The following is a 25,057-nucleotide window of genomic DNA, read 5'->3' as shown; positions in this document are numbered from 1 at the left end:
CGATCAGGACTCCGACGATGACCACCGAAACCTTCATCGACCTCGAGGCGGATGCGCGGGTGCGCGCGGACGACCGCGGACACGTGTTCCATTCCTGGAGCGCGCAGGCGCTGATCGATCCGCTCCCCGTCGCGGGCGGCGAGGGGGCGAGCTTCTGGGACTACCGAGGGAACACGTACCTCGACTTCTCGAGCCAGCTCGTGAACCTCAACCTGGGTCACCAGCATCCGGACCTCGTCCGCGCGATCCAGGAGCAGGCGGGCCGGCTCGCGACGATCCAGCCGTCGATGGCCAACGACGTGCGCGGGCAGCTCGCGCGCGAGATCGCCGCCGTCGCCCCCGACGGGATGGAGAAGGTGTTCTTCACCAACGGCGGCGCCGACGCGAACGAGAACGCGGTGCGGATGGCGCGGATCGTCACCGGCAAGCGCAAGGTGCTGTCGATGTACCGCAGCTACCACGGCAACACGTCGACGGCGATCACCCTCACCGGCGACCCGCGCCGGTGGGCCAACGAGCCGGCCGACGGGTCGGTGGCGCACTTCTTCGGCCCGTACCCGTACCGGTCCCCGTTCCACGCGGCGAGCCCCGAGCAGGAGACGGCGCGGGCCCTGGAGCACCTCGAGCAGACGATCATCCTCGAGGGCGCCTCGACGATCGGCGCCATCATCCTCGAGACCGTCGTCGGCACCAACGGCGTCCTCGTGCCCCCGCCCGGCTACCTGCCCGGGGTGCGGGCGCTGTGCGACAAGTACGGCATCCTCTACATCGCCGATGAGGTGATGGTCGGCTTCGGCCGTATCGGCGAATGGTTCGCGTTCCAGGCCTTCGACGTCGTCCCCGACCTCGTCACCTTCGCCAAGGGCGTCAACTCCGGGTACGTGCCGCTGGGCGGCGTGCTCATCTCGGATGCCGTCGCCTCCCACTTCGACACCGTCTCGTTCCCGGGCGGCCTGACCTACTCGGGACACCCGCTCGCGTGCGCCGCCGGCGTCGCGACGTTCGAGGTGTTCCGCCGCGACGGCATCCTCGAGCGCGTGCGCGACCTCGGCGACCGCATCGTCGCGCCTCGCCTGGCCGCGATGGCGCAGCGGCATCCGTCGGTCGGCGACGTGCGCGGCCGCGGCCTGTTCTGGGCGATCGAGCTGGTGAAGGATGCCGAGACCCGCGAACCCCTCGTGCCGTTCAACGCCGCCGGAGCCGACGCGGCCCCGATGACCGCCGTCGCCGCGGCGTGCAAGAAGGCAGGACTCTGGCCGTTCACGCACTTCAACCGCGTGCACGTCGCCCCACCGCTCGTGATCTCCGAAGACGACCTCATCCGCGGACTCGACATTATCGACCGCGCTCTCGACGTCGCCGACGAGGCGATCGCGTGATGCGGCGGGGCGTCGTGCTGCACAACGTCGTCGGCGGCCGACAGGTCGCCGCATCCGGCCCCGCTCTCGACCTCGTCAGTCCCGTGACGGGCGAGGTGTACGGACAGGCGGGCACCTCGACGGCGGCCGACGTGGATGCCGCCTTCGCCGCGGCCGAGGCGGCCTTCCCGGCGTGGCGTGCCGCGACCCCCGCCCAGCGTCAGCTGGCGCTGTTCCGCCTCGCCGACGCGCTCGAGGCGCACGCGGAGGAGTTCGCCGACCTCGAATCGCAGGACACCGGCAAGCCGCGGGCGAGCCTCGTCGCCGACGAGATCGACCAGTCCGTCGACCAGCTGCGGTTCTTCGCCGGTGCCGCACGCGACCTCGACGGGCGTGCCGCCGCGGAGTACGCCGCGGGGTTCACCTCGTTCGTGCGGCGCGAGCCGATCGGCGTCGTCGCGCAGGTGACGCCGTGGAACTACCCGCTGAACATGGCGATCTGGAAGATCGCACCGGCGATCGCCGCCGGCAACACCGTCGTGCTCAAGCCCAGCGAGACGACGCCGCAGACGACCGTGCGCCTCGCGGAGCTGGCATCCGAGATCCTCCCCGCCGGCGTGCTCAACGTCGTGCTCGGCGACCGCGAGACCGGCCGACTGCTCGTCGAGCACCCGACCCCGCAGCTCGTGGCGATCACCGGATCGGTGCGCGCCGGGATGCAGGTCGCGCAGTCCGCGGCGACGCAGCTCAAGCGCGTGCACCTCGAGCTCGGCGGCAAGGCGCCCGCGCTCGTGTTCGCCGACGCCGACCTCGACGCCGCCGCCGAGGGCATCGCCAGCGCCGCGTTCTTCAACGCCGGTCAGGACTGCACGGCCGCGACCCGCGTGCTCGTGGCGCGCGAGGTGCACGACGCGCTCGTCGAGCGTCTCGTCGCCCGCACCCGCAGCCACGCGAAGACCGGCGCCCCCGACGACCCCGACGCGTTCTTCGGCCCGCTCAACAACGCCGACCAGCTCGCGCGCGTGACCGGCTTCCTCGAGCGCCTCCCGGCCCACGCGCGGGTGGCGATCGGCGGTGCACGCCAGGGCTCGACGGGCTGCTTCTTCGAGGCGACGATCGTCACCGGCGTCCGGCAGGACGACGAACTCGTGCAGCAGGAGGTGTTCGGCCCGGTGCTCACGGTGCAGCCCTTCGACGACGACGCCGAGGCGCTCGCACTCGCGAACGGCGTGCCGTACGCCCTCGCCGCGTCGGTGTGGACCCGCGATCACGCCCGCGCGATGCGCTTCAGCCGCGACCTCGACTTCGGGTGCGTGTGGATCAATGCGCACATCCCGTTCGTCTCCGACATGCCCCACGGCGGCTTCAAACACTCCGGCTACGGCAAAGACCTCTCGGTCTACGGGTTCGAGGACTACACCCGCATCAAGCACGTGATGACGAGCCTGACGTGACGGGCAACGGCGGCGTCTCGTTCTGGTGGCAGCAACTCGGGCTGCCGGTACCGCGACCGGCGCTGCCGGGCGACCTCGACGTCGACGTGGCGATCGTCGGCGCCGGCTACACCGGGCTGTGGGCCGCGTACTACCTGAAGACGCTGCAGCCCGACCTCCGTGTCGCCGTGCTCGAGCGGCGCTTCGCGGGGTTCGGGGCTTCGGGGCGCAACGGCGGCTGGCTCACCAATTCGGTCACCGGCGGTCGGGAGCAGTACGGCGCGGATGCCGGTGCCCGCCAGCAGCGGGCCATGAACGAGACGGTCGCCGAAGTGGTGCGGGTCGCCGCCGCGGAGGGCATCGACGCCGACATCCGTGTCGGCGGCGAACTCAACGTCGCGCGCGGCCCCGCCCAGCAGGCGCGCCTGGAGGCGTGGTTCCGCTCCGAGGCCGCCCAGCCGCACACCGACGTCGAGCTGTGGGGGCCGCGGCAGACCGCCGACCACGTGCGCGTCGACGGCGCGACCGGCGGCATCTGGCATCCGCACTGCGCCCGCATCCACCCGGCCAAGCTCGCCCGGGGCCTCGCCGCCGCCGTCGAGCGCCTCGGCGTGACGATCTACGAGGACACCGCGGTCACCGCGATCTCCGCAGGGCGCGCCGAAACGGCCCGCGGGACGGTGCGCGCGGGTCACGTGCTGCGCGCGACCGAGGGCTTCACCCCCGACCTGCGCGGCGAGCACCGCACCTGGCTGCCCATGAACTCGTCTCTCGTCGTCACGGCTCCGCTGCCGGCATCCGTCTGGGACGAGATCGGCTGGTCGGATGCGGCGACCCTCGGCGACATGGCGCACGTCTACATGTACGCGCAGCGCACCGCCGACGGCCGGATCGCGTTCGGCGGCCGCGGCGTGCCGTACCGCTTCGGGTCGCGCGTCGACGGCGACGGCCGCACGCAGGAGCGCACGATCCGCTCGCTCACGGCGCTGCTGCGCGACTTCTTCCCCGCCGCCGCGCGGGTGCCGGTCGAGCATGCGTGGTCGGGAGTGCTCGGAGTGCCGCGCGACTGGGCCGCGACCGTCGGCCACGATCCGGCGACGGGCCTCGGCTGGGCGGGCGGCTACGTCGGTACCGGGGTCGCGACGACGAACCTCGCCGGTCGTACGCTCGCCGATCTCGTGCTGCGGCGCGACACCGACCTCGTCGCCCTGCCCTGGGTCGGACACCGGGCCCGCCGATGGGAGCCGGAGCCGCTGCGCTGGCTGGCCGTGCAGGCCATCTACGGCGCCTACCACTGGGCCGACCGCGTCGAGGCGCGCGGAACGGCGCGCACGGCATCCGTCGCCCGCGTCGCCGACTGGATCTCGGGCCGGGGCCACTGAGCGCCTGCCCGCGAGGAACACCCGCAGTACCGTGAACACGAGGAGGACACCATGACCCGAACCGATGCCGAACTGCAGGAGATGGCGCGCGACCACCTGTGGATGCACTTCGCGCGGCAGTCCGTGATGACCGAGGGGTCGGGGGTGCCGATCATCGTCAAGGGCGAGGGCCACCACATCTGGGACTCGACGGGTCGCAAGTACATCGACGGGCTGTCGGGACTGTTCGTCGTCGCCGCCGGTCACGGACGGCGACGCCTGGCCGAGGCCGCCGCGAAGCAGGCGGAGGAGCTCGCCTTCTTCCCGATCTGGTCGTACGCGCATCCGGCGGCGATCGAGCTGGCCGACAAGATCGCCGACCTCGCCCCCGGTGACCTGAACAAGGTGTTCTTCTCGACCGGCGGCGGCGAGGCGGTCGAGACGGCGTTCAAGCTCGCCAAGCACTACTGGAAGCTGCAGGGTCAGCCCACCAAGCACAAGGTCATCTCCCGCGCGATCGCCTACCACGGCACCCCGCAGGGCGCCCTCGCGATCACGGGTCTGCCGGGCATGAAGTCGATGTTCGAACCGGTCACCCCGGGCGGGTTCCGCGTGCCGAACACCAACTTCTACCGCGCGGGCGAGATGGGCTTCGCCGGCACCACCGAGGAGCAGTTCGGCGTGTGGGCGGCCGACCGCATCGAGGAGATGATCCAGTTCGAGGGTCCCGAGACGGTCGCCGCGGTCTTCCTCGAGCCGGTGCAGAACTCCGGCGGCTGCTTCCCGCCGCCGCCCGGATACTTCCAGCGGGTGCGGGAGATCTGCGACCGGTACGACGTGCTGCTCGTCTCGGACGAGGTCATCTGCGCGTTCGGCCGCCTCGGGCACTACTTCGGTGCCGACGCCTACGGATACCAGCCCGACATGATCACGTTCGCCAAGGCCGTCACGAGCGGATACGCGCCGCTGGGCGGCACGATCGTCAGCGACCGCATCTACGAGCCGTTCGCGCACGGCACGGTCTCGTTCCCCCACGGCTACACCTTCGGCGGGCATCCGGTCTCGTCGGCCGTCGCCCTCGAGAACCTCGCGATCTTCGAGGAGGAGGGTCTCGTCGAGAACGTGCGCGCGAACTCCCCCGCCTTCCGCCGCACCCTCGAGAAGCTCACCGACCTGCCCATCGTCGGCGACGTGCGCGGCGACGGCTACTTCTTCGGCATCGAGCTCGTAAAGGACAAGGCGACGAAGGAGACCTTCGACGACGCCGAGTCCGAGCGACTGCTCCGCGGGTTCCTCTCCAAGGCGCTGTTCGACGCCGGCCTGTACTGCCGCGCCGACGACCGCGGCGACCCCGTCATCCAGCTCGCCCCGCCGCTCACGATCGGCCAGAGCGAATTCGACGAGATCGAGCAGATCCTCCGCGGTGTGCTGACGGAGGCCTGGACCCGGCTCTGAGACCGCCGGCATCTGCTCGGCCGTCACCTGTGGCGGGCTGACGGGCCGGCCGGTCGCCAGAAGCGACGGGTGAGCGGATGCCGGGCCACCCGGTCCGAGTAGGGTCGGGCGCATGGAGTACCGACCGCTGGGGCGCACCGGGGTGCGCGTGAGCCCCCTGTGCCTGGGGACGATGATGCTGGGCCCGTGGGGCGACGACGACGAGCCGGCCGCCGTGCGCATCGTGCACGCCGCCCTCGACGCGGGCGTCAATTTCGTAGACACCGCCGACATCTACGCGGACGGGCGGTCGGAGGAGATCGTCGGCAAGGCGCTCAAGGGCCGCCGCGACGACGTCGTGCTCGCGACGAAGTTCTTCAACCCCATGGGCGACGACCCGAACCACCGCGGCTCGTCGCGTCGCTGGATCTTCCGGGCCGTCGAGGACTCGCTGCGCCGGCTGCAGACCGACTACCTCGACCTCTACCAGGTGCACCGCCCCAGCCCCGACACCGACGTCGCCGAGACGCTCGGCGCGCTCTCCGATCTCGTCCACCAGGGCAAGGTGCGCCTCATCGGATCGTCGTCGTTCTCGGCGAGCGGCATCGTCGAGGCCCAGTGGACCGCGCGTGAGCGCCACCTCGAACGCTTCGCGACCGAGCAGCCGCCGTACTCGATGCTCGTGCGCGGCATCGAGTCCGACGTGCTGCCGACCGCGCAGCGGCACGGCATGGGCGTGCTGACGTACAGCCCGCTGTGCGCGGGCTGGCTGTCCGGCAAATGGGGAGGCGGGAACGCCCCCACCTCACGGTCCCGCGCCGCCGTGCGCTTCGACATGACCGTGCCGGCGAACCAGCGCAAGCTCGACGCCGTCGACCGGCTGCAGCAGGTCGCCGACGACGCCGGCCTGTCGATGACCGAACTGGCGATCGCGTTCGTCATCCGCCACCCCGCCGTCACCTCGGCGATCGTCGGCCCGCGGACGATGACACACCTCGAGACGGCGCTCCCCGCACTCGACGTGACGCTGTCGGACGACGTCCTCGACGCGATCGACGCGATCGTCGCACCCGGGGTCACGCTCAATCCCGACGACGACAGCTACGGCGAGAACGAGCTGACACCCGCCGCCCGGCGGCGCTGAGATGACCGGCGAACCGGCCGTCGTGCCCGCGCGCGGCTGGGCCGTGCTCGGGCGCCTCCACCCCGACGGGGCCGGCATCCCGGAGACCGACGATGGTCTCGTAGTGACGGGTGTGCCGCAGACGGGAGTACTCCCCTTGCTGCCCTCCACCCCAGGCGGCCCCCACCGGGCATCCGCCCGCTCCCCCCGCATTCCCAGCCGATCCATCACCCGCCCCACCTCTCCGCGAGGGGTCTGGATGGACTAACTGTTATACAGTTGCGGGATGGGGGGAATAGCAGAGGATGTGTGGGCGGGCGCGGGCGGGGGCAGCGCGTCGGTCGCGGAGGCGGCCGCGGCGCACCTGCGGCGGATGCTGCTGCGCGGCGTGCTGCCGGCAGGTCAGGAGCTGCGCGACACCGACATCGCCTCTCGGCTGGGCATCGCCCGCCCCACCGCGCGCGCGGCGGTCGCAGCCCTCGTCGGCGAGGGACTGCTGGAGCGACGACCCGGACACAGCGCACGCGTGCGCACCTTCACCGCCGCCGACGTGCACGACATCCACCGGCTGCGCCGGCTCGTCGAAGGCGAGGCCGTGCGCGCCATCGTCGCCGGCGACCTCGACACCACCGGCATCCGCGACGCGCTCGCCGCCTTCGGCCGCGCCGGCGACGACTGGGAGAACGGCCCCGACGCCGACGTGCGCTTCCACCTCGCCGTCGTCGAGGCCGCCGGCTCGCCGCGGCTGACCCGCTCCTTCCGCAGCATCGGCACCGAGATGCGGCTGCTCGTCGCGCTGCTGCGCACCCGCTACCGCTCCCTCGGAGAGCTGTACGACGAGCACTCCACCCTGCTCGCCGCGCTCGAAGCCGGCGATCTCGACGACGCGCTCCACGCCTGGGAGGCCCATCTCGACGACGCGGAGGCGTTCCTCGTCGCCGCCTTCGACCGCCCCGGCACCGCCGACACCCCCGACGACCCCGCGCCCACCCCCGACCCCCAGGAGCCCCGATGACCCTCGACCTCACCGCCTACGACGCCCTGAGCTTCGACTGCTACGGCACCCTCATCGATTGGGAGGCGGGCATCGCCGCCGTGCTCGGCCCGTGGGCGCGCCGCTTCGACGCCACCGTCACCGACGAGCAGGTGCTCGTCGCGTACGCCGGGCACGAGGCGGCCGTGGAACGCGAGGCACCCACGACGCTCTACCCCGATGTGCTGCGCGAGGCCTTCCGCCGCACGGGCGTCGCGCTCGGCTTCCCCGTGACGGATGCCGACGCCGACGCGCTCGGCACGTCGGTGCCGGACTGGCCCGCATTCCCCGACTCGGCCGAGGCCCTCGAGCGCCTGCAGCGCCACTACGCGCTCATCATCCTCTCCAACGTCGACCGGGAGAGCTTCGCGGGGAGCAACCGGCGCCTCGGGGTCACCTTCGACGAGATCCTCACCGCGCAGGACATCGGCTCGTACAAGCCGGCTCCCGCCAACTTCGCCGCGCTGCAGACCCGCGTCGGCGAACGCGGCTGGACGGGACGTCTGCTGCACGTTGCGCAGTCGCTGTTCCACGACCACGTGCCGGCCCAGGATGCCGGGCTCCCCGGTGTCTGGATCGACCGCCGCCACGCCCAGCCCGGCTGGGGCGCGACCCCCGATCCCCGGGCCGACGTCACGCCCGACCTGGCGTTCCCGTCGATGGCGGCGTTCGCCGACGCCGTCGACGCGGCCTCCGCGGCACGCTGACAACCCGCCGGGGCCGCCCCCGCGACGCCGAGGGACTCAGCCACGCGCGGGAGGCTGGTGCGGGATCCGCACCGGCGCCGTCGCGCCCGACGAGCGATGGCCGCCGACGTGGCGTGCGGCGGCATCCATCACCGCCGTCCAGCGCGAGAACTGCTGGCGGCGCCGCGGCCCCGTGCACCACACCACGTCGAACCCGGCCGCGATGGATTCGACGTACGCGATCACGTGCGCCGCATCGCCGCCCGCCACCCCGTCGTCGCAGAGTCGCCACCCGCCGTCGAGCTCTTCCACGAGCAGTCCCGGCACCGTGCGGTCCTCTTCCTCACGGTCCTCGTCATCGAGAACATCGGACATGACGCCCACCTCCGTCCGCATCGTCCGTCCGATCACGAACGACGCCGAGGGGCTTGACGCCGAGGGCCGCGCGTGCCTGAGCGTCAGTCGGGCAGCACGTACGGACGCGGGTCCGGGTCGACGCTCGGCTCTCCCGGAATGGGGACGACGGCGATGGGCACGCCGGGGGTCACCAGCAGCAGCGCGTCGCGCCGCATCCCCTCCCCGTCGTTGACGCGGAGCCAGTGGTGGCCGCTCTCTATGCCCTCCTCGATCTCGCGCATCACCTCGTCGGGCTCGCGGCCGCCGACGCTGTACATGCGCCCGCCGTATTCGATGTCAATCCGCTTCATCGTGGTCACCGCCCTCGTGGTCGTCCGGCGGCTCCGGCACGAGGTACAGTCCGCCGGGAGAGTTCGCGGTGTCGCTCAGCACGTCGATCCAGGTGCGGTTGAGCGTCGGGCGACGTCCGCCGTAGTACTTGTAGACGAGGGTGGCGCGGGGATGCACCCAGACGGTGGTGCGGCCGTCGCCGATGGACGGGTCGTCCTTCCAGCTGAAGTGGAACGATTCGCCGCGGCGCAGCTTGTTCCCGATGACGACCTGCAGGTGCGCGAGCACCCGATCCTCGAAGTCGACCTTGTGCGCGCCTTCGTAGATGAACTTCCCCATCGTGCCTCCTGGGTCGTGAGCGTACGACGGCGGGGGCGGTCAGCGCACAGGGGTTGACAGTTCCACGCGCAGCACGCGATCGTCACCGGCACGGGCGTCCCCGCGCCCGTCGGTGTTGCCCGTGACCAGCAGCAGCGATCCGTCGGATGCCGCCGCCACCGCCCGCAGCCGTCCCAGGGATCCGGCGAAGTGCTCGGTCGAGGCACCCGGGTCACCGACTGCCACGGCGCGCAGCACCTCGCCGCGCAGGTTCGCGATGAACAGCGTGCCGCCGACGACGGCGATGCCGCTGGGGCTCGCCTCCGACGTCGCCCACTGCTGCACCGGGTCGATGAACCGCGGGTCGCCGGCCGCGCCCTCGACCATGGGCCAGCCGTAGTCGCCGCCGGGTTCGATGAGGTCGGGTTGTCGTCCGGCGCCCCACCGTCGGGGGTCATCCGCAGGATCTTGCCCGCCAGACTCGACGGGTCCTGCGCGGCTTCCCGCACTCCCGCGTCACCGGTCGTGACGTAGAGCATCCCGTCGGGTCCGAACGCGATCCGGCCGCCGTCGTGCACACGGGCCGCGGGAGCAGGTCGGCGACGCGGACGTGCCCGCATCCGCCTCCGCAGCACACCCGGCGAGCACGGCGATCGCCGCGATCAGCGGGACCGGCCGGGACCGCGAGCGGCGGGGGTGCGCAGTAGGGTCGATGCCCCCAGCGGATCAACACCCACCGAGCCTGTCAAGGGGGTCGGTCGCGGCGGCGCCCACACCTAGCGTCGTGCACAGGTCGCCGGTGATCCGCCGGCGGCGTCGAAAGGAGAACACCATGGGTTTCGACGACAAGATCAAGAACACCGCCGAAGACCTCGGCGGCAAGGCCAAGGAAGCCGCCGGCAAGGTGACAGGCAACGAGCGCCTCGAGGCCGAGGGCCAGGCCGACCAGGTGAAGGCCGACGTCAAGCAGGCCGGCGAGAAGGCGAAGGACGCCTTCAAGTGACGGGCAATCCGATGGTGCCGTTCCCGCCGCTGGCAGGTGGGGACGACTCCGATGTCGAGGCGGATGCCGTCCGCGACGACGACGTCACGGTCGAGGTCGACGGGGAGACCGCACTCGACCCTGATGCCGACGACGCGCTCGTCGACAGCGCGGCGGCCGATCGGATCGCCGCCGAGACGGGCACGGGCGACGGCACCGCAGAAGACGCCGGCGGCGTGACCTGAGACGCGTCGTCGTGCACACGGACGCCCCCGCCACGCCGAATCGCGCGCGGGGGCGTTCCCTGTGCCCCGTTCGAGAGGTCGAGCGTCAGTCGGCGTCGTCGCCGAGAGTGGGGACGTCGGCCGGCTCGGGCACGACGTACAGACCGCCGGGGGTGTTGGCGGTGTCGGCGAGTGCATCGATCCATGCGGCGTTGAGCCGCGGCGCACGCGACCCGAAGTACTTGAAGACGAGGGAGCACCGCGGGTTGAGCCAGACGCTCGAGCGACCGTCTCCCAGGCTTCTGTCCTCGCGCCAGCTGAAGAAGAAGGCCTCACCGCGACGCAGCTTGGAACCGATCACGACCTGCAGGTGCGCGAGCACCCGATCGTCGAAGTCGACCTTGACGGATCCCTCATAAGTCAGGCTGCCCATTCGAATCTTTCTCCTCCGGGGGTGCGGCCCGCAGACCGCGAGTGGCTTAGGGTGAGGGGAGGCGCCGTCGGCGTCGTCTTCCCCCCGAGTGAGGTGCCATGCCGTACCGCGACCAGGCGACCGTGGAGTCGTGGGTGACCGAGTTCATCCTCAGACAGCAGGGTATCTACCCCGACGTCGCGGTGCTCGAACAGAACTACGTCGCGGGCCCCGATTCCGGGCTGGTCGTCGTGTCGTTGCGCACCGCGTCCACGGTGACCTACATCCAGCCGGTCGTCGACGCCGGAATCCCCCGCTGGGTCGTGACCTTCGAGCCACGCTCCGAGTCGTTCGATCTCGACGCGGTCGGAGTGGCCAAGCTCTCGGCCGATCTGCTCACTCTGTCGGAGCTGTGCGCTCACCTGCAGCGCAAAACGGACGAGGCGCGAGCTGCGCTCGCCTGAGCGTTCACAGCAACGGCGCGAGCAGGCCCGCCATCGCTGCGACTCCGCCTGCCACGACCGCAGAAACGGTGGCGGCGGGCAGCATCGAACGGTCGAGCGCGAGCTTGCGCGCACGCTCCTCCGGCGGCTCCCACGCCTCGACCGCCGACTGCGCGGCCTCACGCGTCTGGTAGCGGCCGAGAGGCGTCGAGGTCCCGTCATAGGCCACGAAGGCGCCCGACTCCGTGGTGTACACCGACCCCACGAAATTTCCGGCCGTGCTGGCGACGTGGAAGCCACTGTCGACCGTGGCCCAGGTGATGCGCCCGCGATCGCGTGCGCCGTGCCCCTCCGCCTCGGGCCTGTCGTCGGTCGTGAGGGTCATGCCGCACGCACCAGCTTCGCGGGCCGGTCGACCTTTGCGGTCTTGTCCTCCGCGTCGAGGTCGACGACGATCCCGCCCGATGAGTTGGCCGCCTTCGCGAGCTCGTTGAGGTAGACGCGGTCGATGGCGCCGGCAGCCTCGGCGGACACCTCGAACCGCAACGGGATCGAGCAGTGCAGCCAGAGCGTCGACCGCTCGCCGTCGCGGTCCCACGACAGCGGGAAGCTCTCGGAGCGACGGAGCTTGGTCGAGATCACGACCTTGAGATGAGCCAGCACGCGGTCCGACATCTCGATCGGATCGGGCGAGCTTCCGTAGTACAGGCGACCCATGGTCTCGATCCCTTCTTTGTGTTGCCAGGAACGTTACTCACGAAACAACTAGTTAGTCAAACTATATTTTTCTGCTACGTTGGGAGCACCAAAGGGATGACTCAATGGATGAAGAAAACGACGCCGACGCCATCTCGCGCCGAGTGACGAGCGCCTTGGCGCGCTACCGACTCGCGCACGATGCGATGAACGCACGCGCCCGCCAGAACAGCGGGATGACCGACAACGAGCTGCGCATCGTGCAGTTCCTCATGACCGAACGGGACGATTCCCGCGCCGTCACCCCGACGCTCATCGCCCGCCATCTGGGCATCACCTCGGCGTCGACCACGGCGCTGCTGGACCGCCTCGAGAAGTCGGGCGCGATCGAGCGCGCCCGGCATCCGTCCGATCGGCGCAGTCTGCACATCACCGCGACCGCGCACGCCGAAGAGCTCGTGGACTCCACCGTGGGGGCGTTCACCGATGAGACCCGACGCATCGCGTCGGAGCTCAGCCCGTTCGAACGCGATGCCGTCGCGCGTTTCTTCGACCACCTCGCCGAGGCCGCCGACGCCATCGCGGAGGAGGAGCGGGAACCACGGCGCCGCGCCGGCTGATTTCGGGTCAGTGGTCGACGTGGTCGACCGCGTCGCGCATCGCGTCGAGGAAGGCGATGACGGTGGCCCGTTCCCCTTCGCCCATCCCCCGCACGATCGCCATCATGCGCTCGTGCATCGCGCCGAGGGTGCCGCGGATCTCCGACTCGGACTTGTCGCTCACAGTGATGAGCACACTGCGGCGGTCGCGCGGATTCGGGGTACGGTGCACATGCCCCGACATCTCGAGCCGGTCGAGCAGCGCCGTCGTCGATGCGGACGTGATACCGAGATACCGACTCAGCGTGATCGGAGTGACCGGCTCGTCGCGCAGCCGCGCGCGGGAGAGGAAGCGCAGCACGAGCAGTTCGTTCTCACCCATGTCCATCGAGCGCTGCGTGCGACGGCGCATCGCGACCTCGGCCGCGCGGTACAGCCGCATCGCCTCCATGACGGTGGTCGAGCGCTGCTCGTCGTCCGATGCGCCGAACCAGTAGGAGGCGTGCGTTTCCATCCTCGGGAATCTATCAGCGCCCCGCGTGCCGGCGGCGCATCGGCGCGAGACTACGCTGACCGAGACCAGGGAGGATCGCGATGACGCAGATCGACACGATCGTGGTGGGCGCCGGAGTGGCGGGGCTCACCGTCGCGCGACTGCTGCGCGGACGCGGACGCACCGTGATGGTGCTGGAGGCGCGGGACCGCATCGGCGGGCGCACGCACACCGAGCGGCGCGGCGGGCAGATCACCGACCTCGGCGCGTCGTGGATCCACGGCATCACCGACAGCCCGCTCGCCGCGGCGGCGGCCGCGTTCGGGATGCCGACGATCGAGTTCACGGTCGGCAGTTATCAGCCCGGCGGCCGGCCGATCCGGTACTTCGGCCCCGAGGGCACACGCCTGACGGATGCCGAGCAGCAGGCGTTCGTGGATGACGTGCGCACCGTCGACGGCCTGCTCGCCGCGGCGGTCGCCGCATCCGCCCCCGGCACGTCATACGACACGGCGTGCGAGCGCGCGCTCGAGTCGGCGGGGTGGGACGCGGAGCGGACCGAGCGGGTGCGGGAGTTCCTGCGGCACCGCAGCGAGGAGCAGTACGGCGTGCACAGCACGCTGCTCGACGCGCACGGCCTCGACGACGACCAGGTCGACGGCGACGAAGTGGTCTTCCCGCGCGGGTACGACGAGCTCGCCGCCCACCTGGCGCAGGATCTCGACATCCGACTCGGGCACGAGGTGCGGCGGGTGGAGTGGGATGCGGCGGGGGTGCGGGTCGCCGTCGGCGACACGGTGCTCAGCGCCGACCACGCCGTCGTCACGGTGCCCGTCGGCGTGCTGCGATCCGACGCGTTCACGATCGCGCCGCCGCTGCCCGCGCCGATCGCGACCGCCCTGACGCGACTGGAGATGAACGAGTTCGAGAAAGTGTTCCTGCGTTTCGACGAGGCCTTCTGGGACGCCGATGTCTACGCGCTGCGCGTGCAGGGACCCGCCGGCCTCTCGTGGCATTCCTGGTACGACCTGACCGCCCTCCACGGCACGCCGACGCTGCTGACCTTCGCCGCGGGGCCGACCGCCGCCCTGATCCGCGACCGGAGCGACGAACAGGTCGCCGACGACGTGCTCGCGGCGCTGCGCCGTCTCTACGGCGACGCCGTGACCACGCCGACGTCGGTTCACGTCACCCGATGGCGCGACGACCCGTACTCGCGCGGGTCGTACGCGTATCTCGCCGTCGGCGGTCGCCCCGAGGACCACGACGCGCTCGCGACGCCGGTCGGCGGCGTGCTGCACCTCGCGGGCGAGGCGACCTGGACCGACGACCCGGCCACCGTGACGGCCGCCCTGATGTCGGGGCACCGGGCCGCGGAGCGCATCCTGGGAACGGCGGTGGCGGTCGACGAGCTCTGGAAATCGCGCCTTCCCGACTGAACTCTTGGCGGAGCGTCAAGAACGGCGATTCCTTCACCCCCGAATCGGCGAAAGAACCGCGGCAGGTCTCGCTAGCGTCGACGCATGCTCTCCGATCCGCCCACGCCGCCGCTCGTCGCCGCGCCCGGGACGACGCGCGCGGCCTACTTCGTGTCGGACAGCACCGGTATCACCGCCGAGACACTCGGTCGTGCGCTGCTGTCGAACTTTCCGGGCTTCACGTTCCAACGGCACACGATTCCGTTCGTCGACACGCCCACCGGCGCCGCCCACGTCGTCGCCGACATCACCGCCGCCGCCGAGGCGGGACTTCAGCCGATCGTGTTCACCACGACGAAGGACGCCGCCGTCAGCGCCGTGCTCGCCGCGGCACCCGCGACCCGCATCGACCTGCTCGGCGGCCACCTGACCGAACTCGAACAGACGCTCGGCACGACGGCATCCGAGCAGCTCGGCCAGTTCCACACCCTCGCCGACACCGAGCACTACTTCGCACGCATGCGCGCCGTCGAGTACGCGATCGAGCACGACGACGGGCAGAGCGCGCGCGCCCTCGACCTCGCCGACGTCATCATCATCGCCCCCAGCCGGTGCGGCAAGACCCCGACGACGATGTACCTCGCCCTGCAGTACGGGTTGCTCGTCGCGAACTATCCGCTCACCGACGACGACTTCCCCACCGACGGGCTGCCCTCGCTCGTGCAGCCCTACGCCGCGCGCTGCTTCGGCCTGACCACGACGCCGCTGCGGCTGAGCCAGGTGCGTCACGAGCGTCGACCGAACTCCACCTACGCGAGCCTCGCGCAGTGCACCCTCGAACTCCGGCGCGCGGAGGACCTGTACCGCCGCACCCGCGTGCCGTTCCTGAACTCGTCGACGAAAAGCGTCGAGGAGATGTCCGCCGTCATCCTGCAAACCCTGAAACTCCGCTCCTGACCCGCACGACGGGTCGGCGAACGACAAGGAGACCGAAGTGACCAACATCCTCTGGTTCGAGAACATCGGCATGGCCGACCTGCCGCAGGTCGGCGGCAAGAACGCGTCTCTGGGAGAGATGGTCTCCCATCTCACCGACCTCGGCGTGCGTGTGCCACGCGGCTTCGCCACCACCGCCGACGCATTCCGGGCGTTCCTCGCCCACGACGGCCTGGAGCGCCGCATCCAGCAGGCGGTCGACACCGTCGACGTCGACGACGTGACCGCCCTCACCGCGGTCGGCACCGAGATCCGCCGATGGATCGAGGACCACCCGCTGCCGGGCGACCTCGAGGCCGACATCCGCGACGCCTACGACCGGCTCGTGGCCACCGACCCCGAACCCGACACCGTGACCTGGGCGGTGCGCTCGAGCGCGACCGCCGAAGACCTCCCCGACGCGTCGTTCGCCGGACAGCAGGAGACGTTCCTCAACGTCGGCGGAGTGGACAACGTGCTGCAGGCGGTGCGACGCGTCTTCGCGTCCCTCTACAACGACCGCGCGATCGCCTACCGCGTACACCACGGCTTCGCGCACGCCGAGGTGGCCCTCTCGGCCGGCGTGCAGCGCATGGTCCGCTCCGACATCGGCGCCTCCGGCGTCATGTTCACGGTCGACACCGAGTCGGGATTCGACCGCGCGGTGTTCGTGACCTCGGCGTACGGCCTCGGCGAAGCGGTCGTGCAGGGCGCAGTCAACCCCGACGAGTTCTACGTGTCCAAGCCGGCCCTCCGCGCCGGGAAGGCGGCGATCCTCAAGCGCTCGGTCGGCGAGAAGGCGATCGCGATGCGCTACACCGACAGCCGCGAGGCGGGAGCGAGCACCGCGTTCGTCGACGTGCCGGCATCCGACCGGGGCCGGTTCTCGATCACGGATGACGAGGTCACGGAACTCGCCCGTCACGCGCTCGTGATCGAGGACCACTACGGGCGCCCGATGGACATCGAATGGGGACGCGACGGCGTCGACGGGAAGCTGTACATCCTGCAGGCGCGACCCGAGACCGTCGTCTCGCGGGAGTCGGCCAACGTCATCCGCCGCTTCAAGCTGCACGAGACCGGCACCGTCGCGACGGCGGGTCGCGCCATCGGGCAGCGCATCGGCGCAGGGCCGGTACGCGTGCTCACCGACGTGTCGCAGATGGCGGCGTTCCAGCCCGGAGACGTGCTGGTCGCCGACATGACCGACCCCGACTGGGAGCCGATCATGAAGCGCGCCTCGGCGATCGTCACCAACCGCGGCGGGCGCACCTGCCACGCGGCGATCATCGCGCGCGAGCTCGGCATCCCGGCCGTCGTCGGCACCGGCGACGCCTCCCGCACGCTGCGGGACGGCCAGGAGGTCACCGTCTCGTGCGCCGAGGGCGACACCGGGTTCGTCTACGAAGGGCTGCTCGACTACGCCGAGGAGGAGACGCACCTCGACGCGATGCCGGAGTCGCCCGTGAAGATCATGATGAACGTCGGCACACCCGACCAGGCGTTCTCGTTCTCCCGACTGCCGCACCGGGGCGTCGGGCTCGCGCGCCTCGAGTTCATCATCAACCGGCAGATCGGCATCCATCCCCGCGCCCTGCTCGAGTTCGAGAGCCTGCCGGACGACGTCGAGGCCGAGGTCGCCGCACGCATCGCCGCGTACGCATCGCCGCGCGACTACTTCGTGCGCCGCGTCGCCGAGGGCGTCTCGATGATCGCGGCGGCCTTCGCCCCCGAGCCCGTGATCGTGCGGATGAGCGACTTCAAATCCAACGAGTACGCCAACCTCATCGGCGGCGAACTGTACGAGCCCGAGGAGGAGAACCCGATGATCGGGTACCGCGGCGCCTCGCGGTACATCTCGCCGGACTTCCGGGAGTGCTTCGACATGGAGTGCGAGGCACTGCGGTACGTGCGCGAGGAGATGGGGTTCACGAACGTGCAGGTGATGGTGCCGTTCGTGCGCACCGTCGGCGAGGGCCACTCGGTCGTCGAGCTGCTCGCCGAGAACGGTCTGCGTCGTGGCGTCGACGAGCTCAAGGTCATCATGATGTGCGAGCTGCCCACCAACGCGCTGCTCGCCGACGACTACCTCGAGTTCTTCGACGGCTTCTCGATCGGCTCGAACGACATGACCCAGCTCACGCTCGGCCTCGACCGCGACAGCGCCCTCGTGGCCGACACGTTCGACGAGCGCGACCCGGCGGTGCTGAAGCTGCTGTCGATGGCGATCGAGGCGTGCCGGCGGCGCGGAAAGTACGTCGGCATCTGCGGTCAGGGCCCGTCGGATCATCCCGACCTCGCCGAGTGGCTCGTCGCGCAGGGCATCGAGAGCGTGTCACTGAACCCCGACACGGTCGTCGACACCTGGCTGCGCCTCGGTCAGGCCCAGCCCGCGCACTGAGCCGGGCCTTCCGCCCCTCCGTCCTCGCGCATGCGTTCACCTGCATGCGCGAGGGTGAGGGCGACGGAGGTGGACATGACGACATCCGACCGGCGGTTCCCGGCAGCGGTCTACCGGCACGGCGACGAACCCGACGCGCGGTTCAGCCTCGCCAACGAACGCACGTTCCTGGCGTGGATCCGCACGGCGCTCGCTTTGCTCGCGGGCGGCGTCGCGCTGGAGGTGCTCGGGCTCGACCTGCATCCGCAGCTGCGGTTGGCGGCATCGCTCGTGCTCGTGATCTCCGCCGTGCTGACCTCGGCGCTCGCCTGGTCGAGCTGGATGCGCACCGAACGGGCGCTGCGGCTGAACGCTCCCCTGCCTCCGTCGCTGCTCGGACCGTTCCTCGGAGTGGCGGTGACGGCCGCGGGCCTATTGGTGCTGCTGTCGGTCGTGCTGCGATGAGCGTCTTCGACCCCGGCCTGCAGCCCGAGCGCACCGAGCTCGCCTGGCGCCGCACGGCGCTCGCCCTGGGCGTCGGCTCGCTCGTGAGCATGCGGCTGCTGCCGGTCGCCCTCGGAGACCCGTGGTGGATCCTGGCGGGGATGACGGGCCTCGTCGTCGCCGCGCTCGTCTGGGTCGCCGCTCGGCGGCGCTACCGCGCCGCATCCGCCGCGCTGCTGCGAGACGGAGACCGCGCTCGGATGCCGGGGGCGGGGCTTCTGCTCGGGATGGCACTCGTGACGATCGCGACCGCCGTGCTCGCCGTCGCGATCGTGCTGGTCGGAGCGTCGGGTGGGCTCGTCTGACAGTGGAGTTGAGGCTTTCCCCGCCGACCTGTTACCGGTAACATATCGCCCATGAGCCAGGTCGCCGAAGACAACGCCCGCCTCGAGGTCGCGATCGCGCGGACGCGTGCCGAGGTCGCGGGGCTGCATGCAGAGTTGGTGCGGTACGGGTTGGTGGTGTGGACGGGTGGGAACGTGTCGGGGCGGGTTCCCGGTGCGGATCTGTTCGTGATCAAGCCGTCGGGGGTGTCGTATGACGATCTGGCTCCGGAGAACATGATCCTGTGCGATCTGGACGGGAACGTGGTGCCGGGGACGCCGGGTGCGGATCGGTCGCCGTCGTCGGATACCGCGGCGCACGCGTACGTGTATCGGAACATGCCTGAGGTCGGCGGGGTGGTGCACACGCATTCGGATTACGCGGTGGCGTGGGCGGCGCGAGGTGAGGAGATCCCGTGTGTGATCACGGCGATGGCCGATGAGTTCGGCGGGCCGATCCCGGTGGGGCCGTTCGCGATCATCGGGGACGATTCGATCGGGCGGGGCATCGTGGACACGTTGACCGGTCACCGGTCGCGGGCGGTGCTCATGCGCAACCATGGGCCGTTCACGATCGGGGCGACGGCGAAGGATGCGGTGAAGGCGGCGGTGATGCTCGAAGACGTCGCCCGCACGGTGCACATCGCGAAGCAGGGCGGCGAGCTGATCCCGATCCCGCAGGAGAGCATCGACGCGCTCTACCACCGCTACCAGAACGTCTACGGACAGACCACCGACGACCGCCGGTGACCCTACGCGGGCCCTTCGGCGAGCAGCAGTTCGGGTGCGCGCAGCACCTGGATGAGCCAGGATGCCGCTTCGGCTCGCGATGGACTACCAGCTCTTCCTCGTCTCGGGGATGCGCAAGGCGTTCGTGCACGGCATCCCGGCGCGAGAGTCGGTCGTCGCGGGTGTGCGCGGCGGACGTGCGGTGGTGACCGCCGCCGCGATCATCATGGCGTCGGTGTTCGGCGGGTTCGTCTTCAGCCACCTCGGCATGGTGCGCCCGCTCGGGTTCGGTCTCGCCATCGGTGTGCTGTTCGACGCGTTCGTCGTGCGCATGGTGCTCGTCCCGGCGCTCATGCACCTGGCCGGCAAGGCCGCCTGGTGGATGCCGCGCTGGCTCGACCGCATCGTGCCCGACGTCGACGTGGAGGGCGCCGCGCTCGAGCGCTCGCACCCCGTTCCGCACTGACGCCCGGGGCGCCGAGGCTCAGCTTCCGGTACACAACTGCAAGGCCCATGCCGCGACACGCCGATGCCTGATCCGCCGCACCGGCGTGTCGCCGCATCCGCACCGCACTTGCGAACGGGCGTCCGGGAGGGGTGTGACCCGCAGCCTCAGGCGGCGAGGCGGGCACCGAGCCACGCCCGCGCGCGCCCGAACAGGTCGCGGGCGAGGTCGGTGTCCCCGGCCCAGGCCTCGAAGCCGTGCGGGGCGCCGGGAACGAGGTCGAACGTGACGTCGACTCCGGCGGCGCGCAGGCGATCCGCGTAGGCCCGGTCCTCCTCGAGGAACAGCTCGATCTCCGACGCGTAGATCCACGTGGGTGGCAGCCCGGCGAGGTCGTCCCGACGCGCCGCGGCGGCGTACGGCGGCAGCTCGGCGGCGCCGAGGCTGTCGCCCAGATAGGACCGCCAGCCCACGAGGTTCGCACGGTTGTCCCACACGAAGTGCGCCTGCGCGTCTCGGGCGCGATCGGTCGCGGTGCGGTCGTCGAGCATCGGGCAGAACAGCCACTGCGCGGCGACGCGGTCGCCGGCATCCACTGCGCGCTGGACGAGGGCCGCGGCCAGTCCCCCGCCGGCGCTCTGCCCGCCGATCGCGATGCGGTCCCGGTCGAGCCCGAGATTTCCGACGCGCGCCTGCAGCCAGCGCCACGCGGTCCAGGCGTCGTCGATCGCGGCGGGGAACGGATGCCGGGGCGCGAAGCGGTAGTCGACCGACACGACCGTGACGCCGAGGTCGCGGGCGGTCTCGCCGCACAGCCCGTCGTCCATGGCCGCCGCGCCGAGCACGAGCCCGCCGCCGTGGATCCACAGGAGCGCTGCGCCGGACGGGTTCGCGGGCCGGTACACGCGCACCCGCACGCCGTCGGCGTCCACGCGGTGGCGTTCGACGCCGTCGACGCGGCGCCCGGGGATAAGGCGCGACAGCGACGGCGCGAGCGCCAGCGCCACCGGGTTCGTGATCGGCACGTTCGGCATCCGCTGCACCGTCTTGCGCAGCGTCGGATCGACGAGGGAGATGTCCATGGGGGCCTTCCGGGCGGTCGTCATCGACATCCGCATCCTGTCATGTACCCGCCGTGACCGCCGTGAGCGGATCAGTGCAGGGCGGCGTCGGCGTCGAGCAGTCGCCAGGCGAGGAACTCGACGGCGAGTCCGGCGCGCGTCGGCGCGCATACGAACGGTCCGGCCTCCGCATCCGCGTCGCCCGGGAACGGCAGCAGTCGCAGCAGCCGCAGCGGCCCGCCGTCGACGCCGATGCGCAGCGTGATCGCGTCGTCGCCGCGGCTGGCGCGCACCGTGACGACGCGGCCCTGCCACTCGGGCACGGGCGCCACCGACCAGTCCGACATCCCGTCGGTGACGACGGCGCCGGCCTGCGGCAGCCCGTCGGCGTACTCGACTCCCGCCTTCACCCAGCGCTCGTCGGATGCCGTGACGAACAGGCCCGCCTGATCGAACTGCGCCTCGAACGCGGCGACGAAATCGACCTCCATCGCGCCACCGACCGGGAAGGGCACGACGAGCGCGTGCTCACTGTCGTGCACGAAGCCGTAGGAGGTGCGCCGCCAGGCGTCGCTCCCCTCGGCGGCGGTGACGACGAGTGCGCCACCGCGTTCGACGGCGGCGACGGGGGGATGGGTCCAGCGTCCGTCGGACCAGGAGAGGGTGCTCATCGTCCCATCCTGACGGACCGCGGGGAATATCCACGGGAGACATACCTCCAAGTGGAGGTTTTCTGTTATCGTGAGGTCGCGCGGATCCCCGCGCGTGCGACGACGCCAGAAAGGAAAGGTCATCGTGGCCCTGCCCGACACCTCCAAGCCCGCAGCCTCGGTCCAGCTCTACACGCTCGCCGACGCCTTCTCCGCCGACATGGGCGGATCGCTCGACAAGCTCGCCGCGATCGGCCTGCGCGACGTCGAGGCCTTCGACTTCGTGCGGCGCCCCGCCGAGATCCGCGCCGCACTCGACGCCTCCGGACTCGCATCCCCCACCGGCCACGCGCCCCTCCTGTCGGACGAGCTGTGGACGCCGGACGGCTCGATCCCCACCCCTGCACCCGAGGTCGTCTTCGAGGCCGCCGCCACGATCGGCATGACGACGGTCATCGACCCGTTCGTCCCCACCGAGCGCTGGCTGACGCTCGACGGCGTCACCGACATCGCCGACCGGCTCAACCGACTCGTCGACGTCGCCGCCGGCTTCGGTCTCACCGTGGGCTACCACAACCACGCCCAGGAGTTCATCGCCGACTTCGACGGCGAGACCGCGTTCGAGCGCTTCGTGAAGCTCACCGACGAGCGCGTCGCGATCGAGCTCGACCTGTACTGGGCCCTCGTCGGCGGCCAGGACGTCACGGGCCTCGTCTCGTCCCTCGGCGACCGCCTCGTCGCGGTGCACGTGAAGGACGGCATCGCGCCGGAGCGCAACCCGTTCGCCCCGGATGCCGCCGAGTTCGGTTCGGCCAGTCTCGACCAGCGCCGCCCCGGCGAGGGCGACGTGCCGCTGGCCGAGGCGCTGCGCGCCGCATCCGCCGTGCAGTTTGCGATCATCGAATACGACAACGCCCCGGGCGACGTGTTCGAAGACATCGCCGCGAGCTACGCGTTCCTCACCGAGGGCGGGTTCGTCCGATGAGCGCGGTCGGCATCGGCGTCATCGGCGTCGGGGTCATCAGCGACACCTACCTGCAGAACCTGTCGGCGTTCCCCGACACCGAGGTGCTCATCGTCGGCGACCTCGACCTCGAGCGCGCCCGCACGCAGGCCGAGAAGTACGGCGTCCCCGCCCACGGCTCGGCCGACGACGTGCTGGCCCACCCGGGCGTGGACCTCGTCATCAACCTCACGATCCCCGCCGCCCACATCGAGGTGTCCCGCCGCGCGGTCGCCGCCGGCAAGCACGTGTGGACCGAGAAGCCGCTGGGGCTGGACCGGGACGGCGCCGCCGAGCTGCTGCGCGAGGCCGAGGCGGCGGGTGTGCGCATCGGCTCCGCGCCCGACACACTGCTCGGCCCGGGCTTCCAGGCCGCGCGCCGCGCGATCGAGGAGGGTCGGATCGGTCGTCCGCTGTTCGCCCAGACCGTGTTCCAGACGCAGGGCCCCGACCTCTGGCATCCGAACCCCGGCTTCCTCTTCGCGCACGGTGCGGGACCCCTGCTCGACATGGGGCCGTACTACTTCTCGGCGCTCGTCAGCCTGTTCGGGCCCGTCGACCGCGTATCGGCGTTCGGCACGAAGGCCCGCGAGGAGCGCGAGATCCACACCGGACCACGCGCCGGTGAGACTTTCCCCGTCGAGGTGCCCTCCACGATGCAGGTGATCGCGGCGTTCGAGTCGGGGCAGCAGTCGCAGACGCTGCTGAGCTTCGACTCCGCGCTCGAGCGTCACGGCATCGTCGAGATCCACGGCACCGAGGGCACGATCGTCATCCCCGACCCCAACCAGTTCGCCGGACGCATCGCGGTCGTCGCGCCGCTGGGCGTGTTGCGCGACGGGATGTCGTTCGAGCAGCAGTGGGTGGAGATCGAGCACGCCGACGTCGAGGTCGGCCGCGGCCTCGGAGCGCTCGACATGGTGCGCGCCATCGCCGCCGGCCGCCCGCACGTCGCTTCCGGCGAGCTCGGCTTCCACGTGCTCGACGTGCTGCTGTCGGCCGAGGAGTCCGCGGCGACCGGCGAGACGGTGAAGGTCGCCAGCACCGTGGCCCCCGTGCCGCTGCTGCCCGAGGCCTTCGACCCCTTCGCCGCGACGCTCTGACGCCCCGCCGGCCCGCCCGCCGGCATCGGGCATCCGGCATCCGGCATCCGCTGAGAGAAGAACCCGACGCCGAGGCGCGGCGAGGGCGGGCGGCGGGCGGATGCGGGGTCAGGCGGGCGGGGCGAGCAGACGGTCGAGCATCGACAGGGCGGCTTCGTGGTCGACGGCGCCGTCGAGCAGCCACTGCGTCTGCAGGCCGTCGGAGGCCGCGATCACGAGCGCCGCGACGAGCTCGGGGTCGACGTCGGCGCGGATGCGGCCGGCATCCTGATGCCGCCGCACCCCGTCGGCCATCGACGCCCGCAACCGCGCGAATCGCTCGGTGACGAAGGTGTGGGCGGCGAGATGGCCCTCTTCGAGCGACGCCGCGACGAGTCGGGAGTACAGCTGCACGAGCCCCGGGATGGCCCGGTTCTCTTCGGCCGAGATGCGCATCGCCTCGCCGGGCGTCACCTCGACCGGCGGCGCGACGTGGCTGTCGGCATCCGCTTCGGATTCGCGGTACACCTCGACCAGCAGCTCTTCGAGCGAGCCGAAGTAGTGCGTGAGTGCCGCGTGGGTGACTCCGACCTCCCGGGCGATGGCGCGCAGGCTCGTGCGCTCGGAGCCGCGCTGGGCGAACACCTCGATCGCCCGGTCGAGGATCTCCTGACGTCGCGCGATCCCCTTCGCGTACGCACCGCGTGAGCGCGGGGCATCGGGGTCGGCGGCCGTCATCCCGCCAGTCTACGAGCGGCGGATTCCTATCCCGCGGCGCGCGGAGGCGTCACCGTGCGACGAAGTCGTACTCCTGGAAGGCGGCCACCTCGGGGATCCAGCGGTCCTGGACGAACCCGACATGGGCGGGGTGCGTGTTGTACGCGTCGTAGGCGTCCTGGTCGGCGAAGACCATCGAGAACTGCAGCGTCAGATCGCTCTTGGCACTCACCTGCCGCTGGATCCGGAAGTCCGTCACGCCCGGGATCGAGGTCAGCGCCGCCTCCCCGTCGCGCAGGAACGCCGCGGCCTCGACCGAGCCCTCGGGGTGGACGAGACGGAAGACCACGGTGTGCTGGATCGCCATGCCTCCAGCCTATGGGCCGCGTCGAAACGGGCTGCTCGCGCGTTTCGACTCGCTCCGCTCGCTCAACGACCGGGGGTCGGTGCATGCCCCCTCCCGGTCGTTGAGCGAGGAGCGCAGCGAC

The 25,057-nt window shown here is 71.2% G+C and carries 30 protein-coding genes and 2 pseudogenes; 20 read left to right on the top strand and 12 right to left on the bottom strand.

The window, feature by feature from the left end:
• Positions 1–17 precede the first annotated feature (17 nt).
• The 7 genes from C7474_RS03000 to C7474_RS02970 all read left to right on the top strand — a co-directional run bounded on the left by C7474_RS03000 (position 18) and on the right by C7474_RS02970 (position 8,449).
• Positions 18–1,379, top strand: coding sequence for an aspartate aminotransferase family protein (locus C7474_RS03000; protein ID WP_121057457.1), 1,362 nt, complete (start codon positions 18–20; stop codon positions 1,377–1,379).
• Positions 1,379–2,812, top strand: a complete 1,434-nt coding sequence (locus tag C7474_RS02995) for an aminobutyraldehyde dehydrogenase (RefSeq protein ID WP_121057456.1) — start codon at positions 1,379–1,381, stop codon at positions 2,810–2,812. Before C7474_RS03000 ends, C7474_RS02995 begins: the two co-directional genes overlap by 1 nt.
• Positions 2,809–4,173 (top strand): NAD(P)/FAD-dependent oxidoreductase, encoded by a 1,365-nt coding sequence (locus C7474_RS02990; RefSeq protein ID WP_121057455.1) that lies wholly within the window; start codon positions 2,809–2,811, stop codon positions 4,171–4,173. The genes C7474_RS02995 and C7474_RS02990 overlap by 4 nt, the downstream gene beginning before the upstream one ends.
• Before the next feature lie 51 nt (positions 4,174–4,224).
• Positions 4,225–5,607, top strand: a complete 1,383-nt coding sequence (locus tag C7474_RS02985; protein WP_121057454.1) for an aspartate aminotransferase family protein — start codon at positions 4,225–4,227, stop codon at positions 5,605–5,607.
• Between the two features lie 112 nt (positions 5,608–5,719).
• A complete protein-coding gene (locus C7474_RS02980) occupies positions 5,720–6,730 on the top strand; it encodes an aldo/keto reductase (protein ID WP_121057453.1) in 1,011 nt (336 codons plus the stop codon).
• Between the two features lie 265 nt (positions 6,731–6,995).
• Positions 6,996–7,724: a GntR family transcriptional regulator gene (locus tag C7474_RS02975; protein ID WP_121057452.1), complete on the top strand. Its 729-nt coding sequence runs from the start codon at positions 6,996–6,998 to the stop codon at positions 7,722–7,724.
• The gene (locus C7474_RS02970; protein ID WP_121057451.1) at positions 7,721–8,449 is read left to right on the top strand and encodes an HAD-IA family hydrolase; all 729 of its coding nucleotides are present in this window, start codon (positions 7,721–7,723) and stop codon (positions 8,447–8,449) included. Before C7474_RS02975 ends, C7474_RS02970 begins: the two co-directional genes overlap by 4 nt.
• A gap of 36 nt (positions 8,450–8,485) precedes the next feature.
• On the opposite strand, the gene C7474_RS02965 is transcribed toward C7474_RS02970, so the two are convergent.
• The 4 genes and pseudogenes from C7474_RS02965 to C7474_RS02950 form a co-directional block, all read right to left on the bottom strand.
• Entirely contained in the window at positions 8,486–8,803 is a 318-nt protein-coding gene (locus tag C7474_RS02965; protein ID WP_147436673.1) for a hypothetical protein, read from the bottom strand.
• An 83-nt stretch (positions 8,804–8,886) separates the two neighbouring features.
• Positions 8,887–9,135, bottom strand: a complete 249-nt coding sequence (locus tag C7474_RS02960) for a hypothetical protein (RefSeq protein WP_121057449.1) — start codon at positions 9,133–9,135, stop codon at positions 8,887–8,889.
• Positions 9,122–9,454, bottom strand: a complete 333-nt coding sequence (locus C7474_RS02955) for a DUF7882 family protein (protein WP_121057448.1) — start codon at positions 9,452–9,454, stop codon at positions 9,122–9,124. The genes C7474_RS02960 and C7474_RS02955 overlap by 14 nt, the downstream gene beginning before the upstream one ends.
• Before the next feature lie 39 nt (positions 9,455–9,493).
• A pseudogene (locus C7474_RS02950) lies at positions 9,494–10,023 on the bottom strand (PQQ-dependent sugar dehydrogenase); the annotation flags it as partial.
• A 242-nt stretch (positions 10,024–10,265) separates the two neighbouring features.
• Between C7474_RS02950 and C7474_RS02940 the strand changes: the two are divergent.
• Positions 10,266–10,436 carry a CsbD family protein gene (locus C7474_RS02940; RefSeq protein WP_121057446.1) on the top strand — a complete coding sequence of 57 codons (171 nt, stop codon included), beginning with the start codon at positions 10,266–10,268 and terminating at the stop codon, positions 10,434–10,436.
• Positions 10,433–10,660, top strand: coding sequence for a hypothetical protein (locus C7474_RS02935; protein WP_241965070.1), 228 nt, complete (start codon positions 10,433–10,435; stop codon positions 10,658–10,660). Before C7474_RS02940 ends, C7474_RS02935 begins: the two co-directional genes overlap by 4 nt.
• Positions 10,661–10,745: 85 nt before the next feature.
• On the opposite strand, the gene C7474_RS02930 is transcribed toward C7474_RS02935, so the two are convergent.
• Positions 10,746–11,072, bottom strand: a complete 327-nt coding sequence (locus tag C7474_RS02930) for a DUF7882 family protein (RefSeq protein WP_121057445.1) — start codon at positions 11,070–11,072, stop codon at positions 10,746–10,748.
• 98 nt (positions 11,073–11,170) lie between these two features.
• Between C7474_RS02930 and C7474_RS02925 the strand changes: the two genes are divergently transcribed.
• Complete coding sequence (locus C7474_RS02925) at positions 11,171–11,515, top strand: protein-L-isoaspartate carboxylmethyltransferase (protein ID WP_121057444.1); 345 nt, start codon at positions 11,171–11,173, stop codon at positions 11,513–11,515.
• Positions 11,516–11,519: 4 nt separating this feature from the next.
• Here C7474_RS02925 and C7474_RS02920 read toward each other — a convergent pair whose 3' ends face one another.
• Positions 11,520–11,879, bottom strand: coding sequence for a peptide ABC transporter permease (locus C7474_RS02920; RefSeq protein WP_121057443.1), 360 nt, complete (start codon positions 11,877–11,879; stop codon positions 11,520–11,522).
• Positions 11,876–12,211 (bottom strand): DUF7882 family protein, encoded by a 336-nt coding sequence (locus C7474_RS02915; protein WP_121057442.1) that lies wholly within the window; start codon positions 12,209–12,211, stop codon positions 11,876–11,878. Before C7474_RS02915 ends, C7474_RS02920 begins: the two co-directional genes overlap by 4 nt.
• A gap of 104 nt (positions 12,212–12,315) precedes the next feature.
• On the opposite strand from C7474_RS02915, the gene C7474_RS02910 reads away from it, so the two are divergent.
• Positions 12,316–12,810, top strand: coding sequence for a MarR family winged helix-turn-helix transcriptional regulator (locus C7474_RS02910; protein ID WP_121057441.1), 495 nt, complete (start codon positions 12,316–12,318; stop codon positions 12,808–12,810).
• Positions 12,811–12,817: 7 nt separating this feature from the next.
• On the opposite strand, the gene C7474_RS02905 is transcribed toward C7474_RS02910, so the two are convergent.
• On the bottom strand, positions 12,818–13,303 hold the full coding sequence (locus C7474_RS02905; protein WP_121057440.1) for a MarR family winged helix-turn-helix transcriptional regulator: 486 nt from the start codon (positions 13,301–13,303) through the stop codon (positions 12,818–12,820).
• Between the two features lie 80 nt (positions 13,304–13,383).
• Here C7474_RS02905 and C7474_RS02900 point away from each other — a divergent pair, with 80 nt between their 5' ends.
• The 7 genes and pseudogenes from C7474_RS02900 to C7474_RS02870 all read left to right on the top strand — a co-directional run.
• The gene (locus tag C7474_RS02900; protein ID WP_121057439.1) at positions 13,384–14,721 is read left to right on the top strand and encodes a flavin monoamine oxidase family protein; all 1,338 of its coding nucleotides are present in this window, start codon (positions 13,384–13,386) and stop codon (positions 14,719–14,721) included.
• A gap of 84 nt (positions 14,722–14,805) precedes the next feature.
• Entirely contained in the window at positions 14,806–15,657 is an 852-nt protein-coding gene (locus C7474_RS02895) for a pyruvate, water dikinase regulatory protein (RefSeq protein WP_121057438.1), read from the top strand.
• 37 nt (positions 15,658–15,694) lie between these two features.
• A complete protein-coding gene (ppsA, locus tag C7474_RS02890; protein ID WP_121057437.1) occupies positions 15,695–18,076 on the top strand; it encodes a phosphoenolpyruvate synthase in 2,382 nt (793 codons plus the stop codon).
• A gap of 75 nt (positions 18,077–18,151) precedes the next feature.
• Positions 18,152–18,520, top strand: a complete 369-nt coding sequence (locus C7474_RS02885) for a YidH family protein (protein ID WP_121057436.1) — start codon at positions 18,152–18,154, stop codon at positions 18,518–18,520.
• Positions 18,517–18,864, top strand: a complete 348-nt coding sequence (locus tag C7474_RS02880; protein ID WP_121057435.1) for a DUF202 domain-containing protein — start codon at positions 18,517–18,519, stop codon at positions 18,862–18,864. Before C7474_RS02885 ends, C7474_RS02880 begins: the two co-directional genes overlap by 4 nt.
• Positions 18,865–18,915: 51 nt before the next feature.
• The gene (locus C7474_RS02875; protein ID WP_121057434.1) at positions 18,916–19,632 is read left to right on the top strand and encodes an L-ribulose-5-phosphate 4-epimerase; all 717 of its coding nucleotides are present in this window, start codon (positions 18,916–18,918) and stop codon (positions 19,630–19,632) included.
• A gap of 73 nt (positions 19,633–19,705) precedes the next feature.
• Positions 19,706–20,077: pseudogene (locus C7474_RS02870) on the top strand (MMPL family transporter); the annotation flags it as partial.
• 146 nt (positions 20,078–20,223) lie between these two features.
• Here the strand turns inward: C7474_RS02870 and C7474_RS02865 are convergent.
• Together C7474_RS02865 and C7474_RS02860 are read right to left on the bottom strand one after the other, a co-directional pair.
• A complete protein-coding gene (locus tag C7474_RS02865; RefSeq protein ID WP_241965069.1) occupies positions 20,224–21,168 on the bottom strand; it encodes an alpha/beta hydrolase in 945 nt (314 codons plus the stop codon).
• Positions 21,169–21,209: 41 nt separating this feature from the next.
• A complete protein-coding gene (locus tag C7474_RS02860) occupies positions 21,210–21,788 on the bottom strand; it encodes a DUF1349 domain-containing protein (RefSeq protein ID WP_121057433.1) in 579 nt (192 codons plus the stop codon).
• 199 nt (positions 21,789–21,987) lie between these two features.
• On the opposite strand from C7474_RS02860, the gene C7474_RS02855 reads away from it, so the two are divergent.
• Both C7474_RS02855 and C7474_RS02850 read left to right on the top strand, forming a co-directional pair.
• Positions 21,988–22,752: a sugar phosphate isomerase/epimerase family protein gene (locus C7474_RS02855; RefSeq protein WP_121057872.1), complete on the top strand. Its 765-nt coding sequence runs from the start codon at positions 21,988–21,990 to the stop codon at positions 22,750–22,752.
• Positions 22,749–23,873, top strand: a complete 1,125-nt coding sequence (locus tag C7474_RS02850; RefSeq protein WP_121057432.1) for a Gfo/Idh/MocA family protein — start codon at positions 22,749–22,751, stop codon at positions 23,871–23,873. Before C7474_RS02855 ends, C7474_RS02850 begins: the two co-directional genes overlap by 4 nt.
• A gap of 108 nt (positions 23,874–23,981) precedes the next feature.
• Here C7474_RS02850 and C7474_RS02845 read toward each other — a convergent pair whose 3' ends face one another.
• Positions 23,982–24,590 carry a TetR/AcrR family transcriptional regulator gene (locus tag C7474_RS02845; protein ID WP_121057431.1) on the bottom strand — a complete coding sequence of 203 codons (609 nt, stop codon included), beginning with the start codon at positions 24,588–24,590 and terminating at the stop codon, positions 23,982–23,984.
• A 49-nt stretch (positions 24,591–24,639) separates the two neighbouring features.
• A complete protein-coding gene (locus tag C7474_RS02840) occupies positions 24,640–24,936 on the bottom strand; it encodes a Dabb family protein (protein WP_121057430.1) in 297 nt (98 codons plus the stop codon).
• Between the last annotated feature and the right edge of the window lie 121 nt (positions 24,937–25,057).

Source organism: Microbacterium telephonicum (genome assembly GCF_003651225.1).
Taxonomy (GTDB): Bacteria; Actinomycetota; Actinomycetes; order Actinomycetales; family Microbacteriaceae; genus Microbacterium; species Microbacterium telephonicum.
The sequence above is the reverse complement of the archived record's forward strand: the minus strand, read 5'-3'. Positions and strand labels throughout refer to the sequence as shown.

What these genes read in the sequence shown, in the direction of transcription:
- C7474_RS02925 (WP_121057444.1), top strand. Translation starts at nt 11,171, where the DNA reads ATGCCGTACCGCGACCAGGCGACCGTGGAGTCGTGGGTGACCGAGTTC.
- C7474_RS02845 (WP_121057431.1), bottom strand. Translation starts at nt 24,590, where the DNA reads ATGACGGCCGCCGACCCCGATGCCCCGCGCTCACGCGGTGCGTACGCG.
- C7474_RS02875 (WP_121057434.1), top strand. Translation starts at nt 18,916, where the DNA reads ATGAGCCAGGTCGCCGAAGACAACGCCCGCCTCGAGGTCGCGATCGCG.
- C7474_RS02970 (WP_121057451.1), top strand. Translation starts at nt 7,721, where the DNA reads ATGACCCTCGACCTCACCGCCTACGACGCCCTGAGCTTCGACTGCTAC.
- C7474_RS02920 (WP_121057443.1), bottom strand. Translation starts at nt 11,879, where the DNA reads ATGACCCTCACGACCGACGACAGGCCCGAGGCGGAGGGGCACGGCGCA.
- C7474_RS02915 (WP_121057442.1), bottom strand. Translation starts at nt 12,211, where the DNA reads ATGGGTCGCCTGTACTACGGAAGCTCGCCCGATCCGATCGAGATGTCG.
- C7474_RS02855 (WP_121057872.1), top strand. Translation starts at nt 21,988, where the DNA reads ATGGGCGGATCGCTCGACAAGCTCGCCGCGATCGGCCTGCGCGACGTC.
- C7474_RS02900 (WP_121057439.1), top strand. Translation starts at nt 13,384, where the DNA reads ATGACGCAGATCGACACGATCGTGGTGGGCGCCGGAGTGGCGGGGCTC.
- C7474_RS02895 (WP_121057438.1), top strand. Translation starts at nt 14,806, where the DNA reads ATGCTCTCCGATCCGCCCACGCCGCCGCTCGTCGCCGCGCCCGGGACG.
- C7474_RS02975 (WP_121057452.1), top strand. Translation starts at nt 6,996, where the DNA reads ATGGGGGGAATAGCAGAGGATGTGTGGGCGGGCGCGGGCGGGGGCAGC.
- C7474_RS02910 (WP_121057441.1), top strand. Translation starts at nt 12,316, where the DNA reads ATGGATGAAGAAAACGACGCCGACGCCATCTCGCGCCGAGTGACGAGC.
- C7474_RS02955 (WP_121057448.1), bottom strand. Translation starts at nt 9,454, where the DNA reads ATGGGGAAGTTCATCTACGAAGGCGCGCACAAGGTCGACTTCGAGGAT.
- C7474_RS02905 (WP_121057440.1), bottom strand. Translation starts at nt 13,303, where the DNA reads ATGGAAACGCACGCCTCCTACTGGTTCGGCGCATCGGACGACGAGCAG.
- C7474_RS02865 (WP_241965069.1), bottom strand. Translation starts at nt 21,168, where the DNA reads ATGTCGATGACGACCGCCCGGAAGGCCCCCATGGACATCTCCCTCGTC.
- C7474_RS02985 (WP_121057454.1), top strand. Translation starts at nt 4,225, where the DNA reads ATGACCCGAACCGATGCCGAACTGCAGGAGATGGCGCGCGACCACCTG.
- C7474_RS02885 (WP_121057436.1), top strand. Translation starts at nt 18,152, where the DNA reads ATGACGACATCCGACCGGCGGTTCCCGGCAGCGGTCTACCGGCACGGC.
- C7474_RS02940 (WP_121057446.1), top strand. Translation starts at nt 10,266, where the DNA reads ATGGGTTTCGACGACAAGATCAAGAACACCGCCGAAGACCTCGGCGGC.
- C7474_RS02860 (WP_121057433.1), bottom strand. Translation starts at nt 21,788, where the DNA reads ATGAGCACCCTCTCCTGGTCCGACGGACGCTGGACCCATCCCCCCGTC.
- C7474_RS02880 (WP_121057435.1), top strand. Translation starts at nt 18,517, where the DNA reads ATGAGCGTCTTCGACCCCGGCCTGCAGCCCGAGCGCACCGAGCTCGCC.
- C7474_RS02840 (WP_121057430.1), bottom strand. Translation starts at nt 24,936, where the DNA reads ATGGCGATCCAGCACACCGTGGTCTTCCGTCTCGTCCACCCCGAGGGC.
- C7474_RS02965 (WP_147436673.1), bottom strand. Translation starts at nt 8,803, where the DNA reads ATGTCCGATGTTCTCGATGACGAGGACCGTGAGGAAGAGGACCGCACG.
- C7474_RS02980 (WP_121057453.1), top strand. Translation starts at nt 5,720, where the DNA reads ATGGAGTACCGACCGCTGGGGCGCACCGGGGTGCGCGTGAGCCCCCTG.
- C7474_RS02960 (WP_121057449.1), bottom strand. Translation starts at nt 9,135, where the DNA reads ATGAAGCGGATTGACATCGAATACGGCGGGCGCATGTACAGCGTCGGC.
- C7474_RS02850 (WP_121057432.1), top strand. Translation starts at nt 22,749, where the DNA reads ATGAGCGCGGTCGGCATCGGCGTCATCGGCGTCGGGGTCATCAGCGAC.
- C7474_RS02930 (WP_121057445.1), bottom strand. Translation starts at nt 11,072, where the DNA reads ATGGGCAGCCTGACTTATGAGGGATCCGTCAAGGTCGACTTCGACGAT.
- C7474_RS02995 (WP_121057456.1), top strand. Translation starts at nt 1,379, where the DNA reads ATGCGGCGGGGCGTCGTGCTGCACAACGTCGTCGGCGGCCGACAGGTC.
- C7474_RS03000 (WP_121057457.1), top strand. Translation starts at nt 18, where the DNA reads ATGACCACCGAAACCTTCATCGACCTCGAGGCGGATGCGCGGGTGCGC.